The organism is Brochothrix sp., assembly GCF_017549435.1.
GTDB lineage: Bacteria > Bacillota > Bacilli > Lactobacillales > Listeriaceae > Brochothrix > Brochothrix thermosphacta.
On the sequence record NZ_JAFYUW010000002.1, the window covers coordinates 1 to 8,193 of the forward strand.

6 protein-coding genes are annotated in these 8,193 nt (G+C 39.0%); 2 read left to right on the forward strand and 4 right to left on the reverse strand.

Going from position 1 to position 8,193, the window contains the following annotated elements; translation table 11 throughout:
- Positions 1 to 178: 178 nt before the first annotated feature.
- Genes IKV95_RS00035 through IKV95_RS00050 form a run of 4 tightly spaced genes read right to left on the reverse strand, consistent with a single transcriptional unit; the run spans position 179 to position 5,826 of the window.
- Positions 179 to 1,861, reverse strand: coding sequence for a glycoside hydrolase family 13 protein (locus tag IKV95_RS00035; RefSeq protein ID WP_483296352.1), 1,683 nt, complete (start codon positions 1,859 to 1,861; stop codon positions 179 to 181).
- 8 nt (positions 1,862 to 1,869) lie between these two features.
- Positions 1,870 to 2,895 carry an aldose epimerase family protein gene (locus IKV95_RS00040; protein ID WP_287451270.1) on the reverse strand — a complete coding sequence of 342 codons (1,026 nt, stop codon included), beginning with the start codon at positions 2,893 to 2,895 and terminating at the stop codon, positions 1,870 to 1,872.
- Positions 2,888 to 3,556, reverse strand: coding sequence for a beta-phosphoglucomutase (pgmB, locus tag IKV95_RS00045; protein ID WP_069135901.1), 669 nt, complete (start codon positions 3,554 to 3,556; stop codon positions 2,888 to 2,890). Before pgmB ends, IKV95_RS00040 begins: the two co-directional genes overlap by 8 nt.
- Complete coding sequence (locus tag IKV95_RS00050) at positions 3,553 to 5,826, reverse strand: glycoside hydrolase family 65 protein (protein WP_036027592.1); 2,274 nt, start codon at positions 5,824 to 5,826, stop codon at positions 3,553 to 3,555. The genes pgmB and IKV95_RS00050 overlap by 4 nt, the downstream gene beginning before the upstream one ends.
- Before the next feature lie 355 nt (positions 5,827 to 6,181).
- Between IKV95_RS00050 and IKV95_RS00055 the strand changes: the two genes are divergently transcribed.
- Together IKV95_RS00055 and IKV95_RS00060 are read left to right on the forward strand one after the other, a co-directional pair.
- A complete protein-coding gene (locus IKV95_RS00055) occupies positions 6,182 to 7,834 on the forward strand; it encodes a PTS transporter subunit IIBC (protein ID WP_069120289.1) in 1,653 nt (550 codons plus the stop codon).
- Between the two features lies 1 nt (position 7,835).
- The coding region (locus IKV95_RS00060; RefSeq protein ID WP_287451271.1) for an endonuclease/exonuclease/phosphatase family protein at positions 7,836 to 8,193 on the forward strand (358 nt) is incomplete at its 3' end.

An 8,193-nucleotide genomic window follows, 5' to 3' on the forward strand; every position in this document is an offset into this window, starting at 1 on the left:
AGCGTTTTTCAAAAAAATATTGTCATTCCAATTATTACAATATAAAACACAACTGTAACCTAAAAAAGAGAACAACAGACGGACACAAAGGTCAAACTGTTATTCTCGTGAAATTATTTATTTTTATACGTTGTACAATCTATGTTTTAAAACTAGCTGTCGTTCTGTTAAGTTTATCTTATTTCACTTTATAGATAGCCGCTTCATAAGGACGTAAGACGCTTATCACATCAATCGCTGGCGTATCAGCATAGTTACTAATCAACAACTCCCATGTCGCTTTTTCAGTCGACAATAACGGCAGTGGCTGATAGTTTTCAGCGCTCATGTTGGCAACAATAATTAATTGTTCATCACCTAAGGTTCTTGTGTAGGTGAATAAGCGTGGGTCTTCGCTATTAGTCAGCTCAAATTCACCTGTTCTAAAAAGTTCTTCATTGTGTCGTAACGCTATTAACTTTTGATAATAATGGAAAATAGAACCTTTATCTGCAACAGCTTTTTCAACATTGATCTCTTCGAAACGAGGGTTCACCTTCAACCAAGGGGTGCCTGTTGTAAAACCAGCATTCGCAGTTGCATCCCATTGCATTGGAGTTCGTGCATTATCACGTCCTTTTGTTTCAACCGCTGCCATAAAATCAGCTTCAGATAATAATTGACGTTCTTGTACAAGGTCTTTATAAGCGTTATGAATTTCAACATCATCATAATCTTCAATTGGGAACGAACTGTTTACCATACCGATTTCTTCACCTTGATATACAAATGGCGTTCCTTTGAGCCCATGTAAGACGGTTGCGAAAGCTGTTGCACTTTGATGATGATAGGTTGTATCATTGCCCCATCTTGACACCACACGCGCTTGATCGTGGTTTTCGAAATAGAGTGTGTTCCAAAAACGTTCATTTAAGGCTGTTTGCCATAATGCCAAATCAGCTTTTAACTCAACTAAATCAAACGGTTTCATCCCCCATTTACCAAGTTGTGCTGTCGGACGTTCATCTACGCCCATATGTGTAAACGTAAAAATCATGTTTAATTCGTTACGTTCTGGATCGGTGAACAATTTTGCTGATTCAATATCTGAGCCATTTCCTTCGCCAACTGTCATTGCATTAAATGGCGCTAAAACTTCACGGTTCATCTCTTGAATAAATTCGTGTAATCGTGGCCCGTTTGAATGATACTCGCCGACGACATATTGTTCATCACTGTCATATGCTGGGAATGACTGATCCTTAGAGATAGCTCCAATTACGTCCATACGCCAACCATCTACACCTTTAGCCATCCAAAAACGCATCAAATCATAAATTTCTTCGCGTAACTTTGGATTTTCCCAGTTTAAGTCTGGTTGTTCTTTTAAGAAATAATGTAAGTAGTATTGTTCTGTTGTTTCATCCCATTCCCATGCGCCACCTGAAAAGATAGAGCCCCAATTGTTCGGAGGTGACCCATCAGCTTGTGCATCTTTCCATATATAATAATCACGATAGGGATTATCTTTTGATTTCTTACTTTCTTGGAACCAACGATGTTGATCAGACGAGTGGTTCGCCACAAGGTCCATGATAATTTTCATTCCTTTTGCATGGGCTTTCTCAATCAATTCATACATGTCTTCATTAGTTCCAAAACGTGGATCTATCTTACGATAATCACTGATGTCATAACCGTTATCTTTTTGGGGTGATTCAAAAATTGGGCTTAACCATAACCCATCCACACCGAGTGATTCTAAGTAATCTAGCTTTTCAATCACTCCCCTGAGGTCTCCAAAACCATTACCTGTACTATCTTTGAAACTACGAGGGTATATCTGATAAATGACTGCATCTTTCCACCATTCCATCTTCATTCACTCCTTTAGTTTTGTTTGATTGTATCGAATCTGTAACTGCTGCGATAACTTTTGTGTCTACCTTCTGGCAATACAATATCACCAAAGTGGTCATGATGTATCGCATCTGGTAACTGTTGCGGCTCCAGGGCTATACCTAGTTCAGATACCATCGGACGGGTACCATTAACTAAATACGGTTCGTTCATTCCTGTTGTCGAGAAAACAACGATGGCATTGGCATCTGTTTCTATTACCATTCTGCGTCCACTGACGTTATCAGTCAGACGTACTGCAAAATCAGAACCTTCATTCAGCGGAAAAGGTGTATCTAATCCTTGAGGCTCTTTTTTTGTGAACGCTTTCAAAGTTTGGCCCGCTTGAAAATCGAAAGCTGTATTGGCTACAGGTGCTAACACACCGGTCGGACATTTACTGTCATCCATTAACGCGACTTGCGATGCTCCGATTTCAAGCTGATGTTCACTGATTGTTTCTTTTAAATCACCACTTAAATTGAAATAGCTATGATTCGTGGGATTAAATAATGTTGCTTCATCTGTTATCCCTGTAGTTATTATCTCAAAATGATTGTCCGCATACAATTGATACGTCACAGTCATTTCCAAATTACCAGGGTAACCGTTATCTCCCGCTGGACTTACAATTCCTAACGTGACTGATAAATTTTCGACATCACTTTTAAGAACCTCCCATACACGGTGACTAACAGCGTTAACGCCACCATGTATGTGTTGTTCTCCTTCGTTTTGCGTCAATTGCGTGTTTAACCATTTCCCTTGGCGAATACGGCCGCCGACGCGACCGATTGTTGCACCAAAATAAGGGGAATGTGCGCTGTATTCTGCTAATGTCGCACATCCTAATACGACGTTCTCAAATCGTCCTGTTTTATCTGGCACAACAACTTCCAATAGTGTTGCACCATAAGTCATTACACTGATAGACATGCCTTGATCATTTTCGAGCTGAAAGCGTTCCACCGTAGTATTTTTAATCGTACCAAAAATGGAACGTTCAATCTTAGGCATGATGTGCCGCTTCCCAAACACCTTGAATTGTTTCAAGATCTAGCAAAGCTGTGCTACTAAAGATGTGATCTGCTTCAGCTAATTCCTGAGCATCTCCCACAGCGATTGATACCATATTTGCTGCATTAATTGCTTGTACACCTGCCAACGCATCTTCCACACCAACACAGTCACCAGCCTTCAAGCCTAATTGTGCTGCAGCTGCTAAATAAATATCTGGCGCTGGTTTGCCCGCTTTAAGACCTGATGGATCAACGATTGTTTCAAAACGATCACTCAAACCTAACTTATCAAGGATAAAAGGCCCATTACGACTTGCAGATGCAAGTGCGATACGGATTTCAGCTGTTGCTAGTTCGTCTAAAAAGGCTGTAATACCTGGTAAAATATCTTTTTCAGATAATGAAGAAATGAGCTCAAGGTAAACTTCATTTTTTTTGTTAGCAAAAACAGCAAGTTCACCTTCGCTATATCGATCACTTTGGTTACCATGAATGAGAATGCGCTCGAGTGATTCCGAGCGACTGATCCCTTTCAATTCTTCATTAAACGCTTCATCAATAACAATGCCTAAATCGGCTGCTAATTGTTGCCAAGCGATAAAATGAAAACGTGCAGTATCTGCAATAACGCCATCTAAATCAAAAATTACTGCCTTCATTTTGCTGCCTCCTCTACCTTTAATACGCGTGGTTTTTCATCAACTGTGATAGTTAATGGCTCACCTTTAATTAATTTCACATCTGTTCCAGCTGTTGTGACTGTGATTAACAATAATCTACCGCGGAAGTTAATGTGGAAACGGTAATTTTCCCATTTTTCTGGTAAAAACGGTTTAAACGATAATTCGTGATCTGATACGCGCATTCCAGCAAATCCTTGTACAATTGCAAGCCAGCTACCTGTCATTGATGTAATATGTAAACCATCTTCTGTATCATTATTATAATTGTCTAAGTCCAGACGTGCTGTTCGTTCATACATTTCAACTGCTTTTTCTTCGTAACGAATCTCCGCAGCTAAAATAGCGTGTACACTTGGTGATAAGCTTGATTCATGCACTGTTAAAGGCTCATAAAAATCAAAGTTGCGTTTTTTCTCTTCAAGTGTAAAGTTTTCAGGGAAATAATACACCCCTTGTAGCACATCCGCTTGTTTGATGTAAGGCGAACGTAAAATGTGATCCCATGACCAGTTTTGGTTCAATGGTAAAGATGCTGGGTCTAATTCTGCTACAGGCGTTAAATCCTTATCCATGAATGTATCATGTTGTAAGAAAACATCTTCTTGTTCATCATGTGGCAGGTACATTTTTTCAACAATATCTGACCATTTCGCCGTTTCTTCAGCAGTAATTTGTAATGATTCACGTTTTTCAGCTGATAGTTTAGGCAACGTTTCAAGCGCATAACGCAACGTCCATTGTGCCATATAGTTGGTGTACCAGTTATTATTCACGTTATTTTCATACTCATTAGGTCCTGTTACACCGTGCATCATGTATTGTCCTTGTCGTTTTGAGAAGTGAACACGGTCTGCCCAGAAACGTGAAATTTCAGTGATGACATCAATTCCTTTTGTTAACAAGTAACTTTCATCCCCCGTATAGTTTGCATGGTTGTATATCGCATACACCATCGATCCGTTACGGTGAATCTCTTCAAATGTAATTTCCCATTCGTTGTGACATTCGACACCTGTAAAAGTTACCATTGGGTATAAAGCACCTGCTAAACCTTGTTGTCTCGCGTTATGTTGTGCTTGTGGCAATTGTTGGTGACGATAATCTAATAAGTTTTCTGTCACTTCTGGTGCTGCTAATGATAGATAAAACGGAATGGCAAAAGCTTCTGTATCCCAATATGTCGCACCACCGTATTTCTCACCTGTAAATCCTTTAGGTCCAATGTTAAGACGTGCGTCTTCACCGTAATAAGTTGAGAATAATTGGAAGATATTGAAACGAATACCTTGTTGTGCCGAAACGTCCCCACCAATTTCAACATCTGCTAGGTCCCAACGACGGTGCCATAATGTTTGGTGTGCTGTTTTTATTTCATCATAAGTTGATGAAGCAAGCGTTTGCGTTAAACTATTAAGTTGCTCTTTAATGCTTTCAACTGTTTCAAAATCACGTGACGTTACAACTAAAATGCGTTTTTCTAAAACTACTTTTTCACCTGTTTCAATTGTTGCCTCATAGTTGGTCACAATTTCTTGCTCTGTTTCCACTGCTGCTTGGACCGCGAAGCCAGTTTGTTCATGCGTCATTTTAAAACCAACTGTAAATTGTGGGATATCAAAGTTATTTTCAATTGTACGCGCAACTAACAAACCATCTGTTGCTACTACCTCTTTTTCAACAACTTGCCAGAATTTTTCATCGTAGTTCGCATCTTCATTGGTAACATTTGCATCAATTGCTGATGCGACTTTAATCGTTGCTGCTGCACCTAAGTTCTCAAATTGTACTGAAATGGCACATAATTCTTTTGTTGCAAGGCTTACAAAGCGTTGCACTGTAAATTTCACGCGTTTTGTTCCTTTAGTAATAATGAAAGAACGCGTTAATAAACCATTATACATATCTAATTCATGAGTGAAATCAGAGATAGTATCCGTGTAAAGATCCACTTCTGCACCATCGATATAGAAAGCAAGTTTCATGAAATTAACTGTGTTGATTACTTTACCAAAATATTCTGGGTAACCATTTTTCCACCAACCCACACGCGTTTTATCTGGGTACCACACACCTGCCAAGTATATGCCTTCATGTTTATCACCCGAATACGATTCTTCAAACATACCTCGCATTCCCATGTAACCATTCCCAATACTTGTTAGACTTTCTTGGAAACGTTTGTTCTCTTTATCCAATTCATGAGTTGTTAATTTCCAACCATCTAATTCAAATTTATTATTTTGCACTTTTATTTCCTCCTTATAAAATGATTTATCGCAACCTTTTCAAGCTGATAGTGCTACACTTATCGTAGTGAAAAACGTCTGTTTCTTGCTGTTTTATAAATAGTAAGACTGGAACGACAGATATTATGTAGCAACACATTTTCTACAACTTCGAACGTTACAAATAAACCGTTTTCATTTGCTCAATTACATGATACTACGCAACCGTTTGCATTGTCAATCCCTAGACGTTATATTCATCAAATCATCTCTGTTTCAAACACTATTTTAAAAATCGCTTGACAGTTGCAAGCGATTCCATCTATACTTTAGGCAAGCGTTTGCATAAAAACGAAATTTAGGAGGAAATACAAAAATGAAACAACTATTATCATTTGAATTCTGGCAAAAATTTGGTAAAACATTACTTGTAGTTGTGGCTGTTATGCCTGCTGCTGGTTTAATGATCAGTATCGGGAAAATATTCGCCATGTTTGATATTGCATTCTTTACACGTGTCGGTGGTGTCACCGAACAAATCGGTTGGGGAATTATTACTAACCTCGCTATTCTCTTCGCGGTTGCCATCGGGGGCTCATGGGCCAAAGAAAAAGCTGGTGGTGCTTTTGCTGCATTAATCGCTTTTATTCTTATTAATACAATTACCGGTGCCATCTTCGGTGTTAATACCGAAATGTTAACAACTGAAGGTGCTACAACAACTACTTTATTCGGCACTAAAATATTGGTTGAAGGTTACTTCACTTCAATATTAGGTGCACCTGCACTAAATATGGGTGTATTCGTCGGTATTATTGCTGGTTTCCTTGGTGGAAATCTCTACAATAAATATTACAACTATCGTAAGTTACCTGACGCGCTTGCTTTCTTTAACGGGAAACGTTTTGTTCCTTTCGTAGTTATCTTGTGGTCAATCATTATTGCACTTTTAATGGCGCTTGTATGGCCTGTCATCCAAACCGGAATCAATAAATTCGGAATCTGGATTGCAACCTCTTCTGCCTCTGCTCCTTTTGTCGCACCGTTCATCTACGGGACGCTTGAACGACTCTTGTTACCATTTGGTTTACATCATATGTTGACGATTCCGATTAACTATACACCGTTGGGTGGTACTTATACGATTATGTCGGGGGCTAATGCCGGACAACAAGTCTTCGGGCAAGACCCATTGTGGTTAGCTTGGGCGAGTGACTTATCTCACTTCAGCAGCATTGGTGACAGTGCCTCATATAACAACCTTGTTGATACCATTACACCCGCTCGTTTTAAAGTTGGGCAAATGATTGGAGCAACCGGAACATTAATGGGTATAGCTCTAGCTATGTACCGTCGTGTTGATGCTGACAAACGTAAAAAATACAAATCAGTATTCCTTTCAGCTGCAATTGCTGTTTTCTTAACAGGTGTAACCGAACCACTTGAATTTATGTTCATGTTCTGTGCGCCATTACTTTATGTTGTTTATGCCTTAATTCAAGGTTTAAGTTTTGGTCTAGCAGATTTAATCTCTTTAAGAGTTCACTCATTTGGTAACCTTGAACTATTAACACGTTTGCCGCTCTCACTTAAAGCTGGTTTAGGATTAGATATCATCAACTATGTTATTTCTTGTATCGTGTTCTTCGGAATTGCTTACTTTATCTCTTACTTCTTAATTGGTCGTTTCAAATTTGCAACACCAGGTCGTTTAGGTAACTATATTGATGATATGCCTGAAAATGAAAACGATGATGCTACAAATAATCCTAACAACGTTCCTTCTAAGGATAAACAAGTCCAAGGTATCATCGACTGTCTTGGTGGTCCAACGAATATCGTTGATGTTGATGCTTGTATGACTCGTTTACGTGTCACAGTTAAAGACGCTTCTCTAGTTGGCGAAGAACCCGATTGGAAAAAATTAGGTGCTTTGGGTCTTGTTAAAAAAGATAACGGTATTCAAGCCATTTATGGGCCAAAAGCTGATGTTTTAAAATCTGATATCAACGATACGCTCGGTTTATAAGATGAAATTTCTAACATTAAATACGCATAGCTTGATGGGCGATTATGATTGCCCACAGGCTGTTACGTTAGCGAACTTCATTAGTCATAACGATGTGGATGTCATTGCTTTGCAAGAAGTAAACCAATCGATAGCAGCTGATACGGTTACCACGTTACCATCGCGTTATTATAACTGCTCAACAATACCACTCAAAAACGATAATTTTGCACTAGAAGTTATCAATCATTTAGCAACGTTAGCGTGTGATTATTACTTCACTTGGCTACCTTCACATATTGGCTACGATCGTTATGATGAAGGACTTGCCTTACTAAGTAAAAAACCGATCATCGCTATCGCAACACAACTTATTTCTG

Bases quoted from the DNA above. Each gene is read 5' to 3' on its own strand.
- IKV95_RS00035 (WP_483296352.1), bottom strand. From the start codon at position 1,861: ATGAAGATGGAATGGTGGAAAGATGCAGTCATTTATCAGATATACCCT.
- IKV95_RS00040 (WP_287451270.1), bottom strand. From the start codon at position 2,895: ATGCCTAAGATTGAACGTTCCATTTTTGGTACGATTAAAAATACTACG.
- pgmB (WP_069135901.1), bottom strand. From the start codon at position 3,556: ATGAAGGCAGTAATTTTTGATTTAGATGGCGTTATTGCAGATACTGCA.
- IKV95_RS00055 (WP_069120289.1), top strand. From the start codon at position 6,182: ATGAAACAACTATTATCATTTGAATTCTGGCAAAAATTTGGTAAAACA.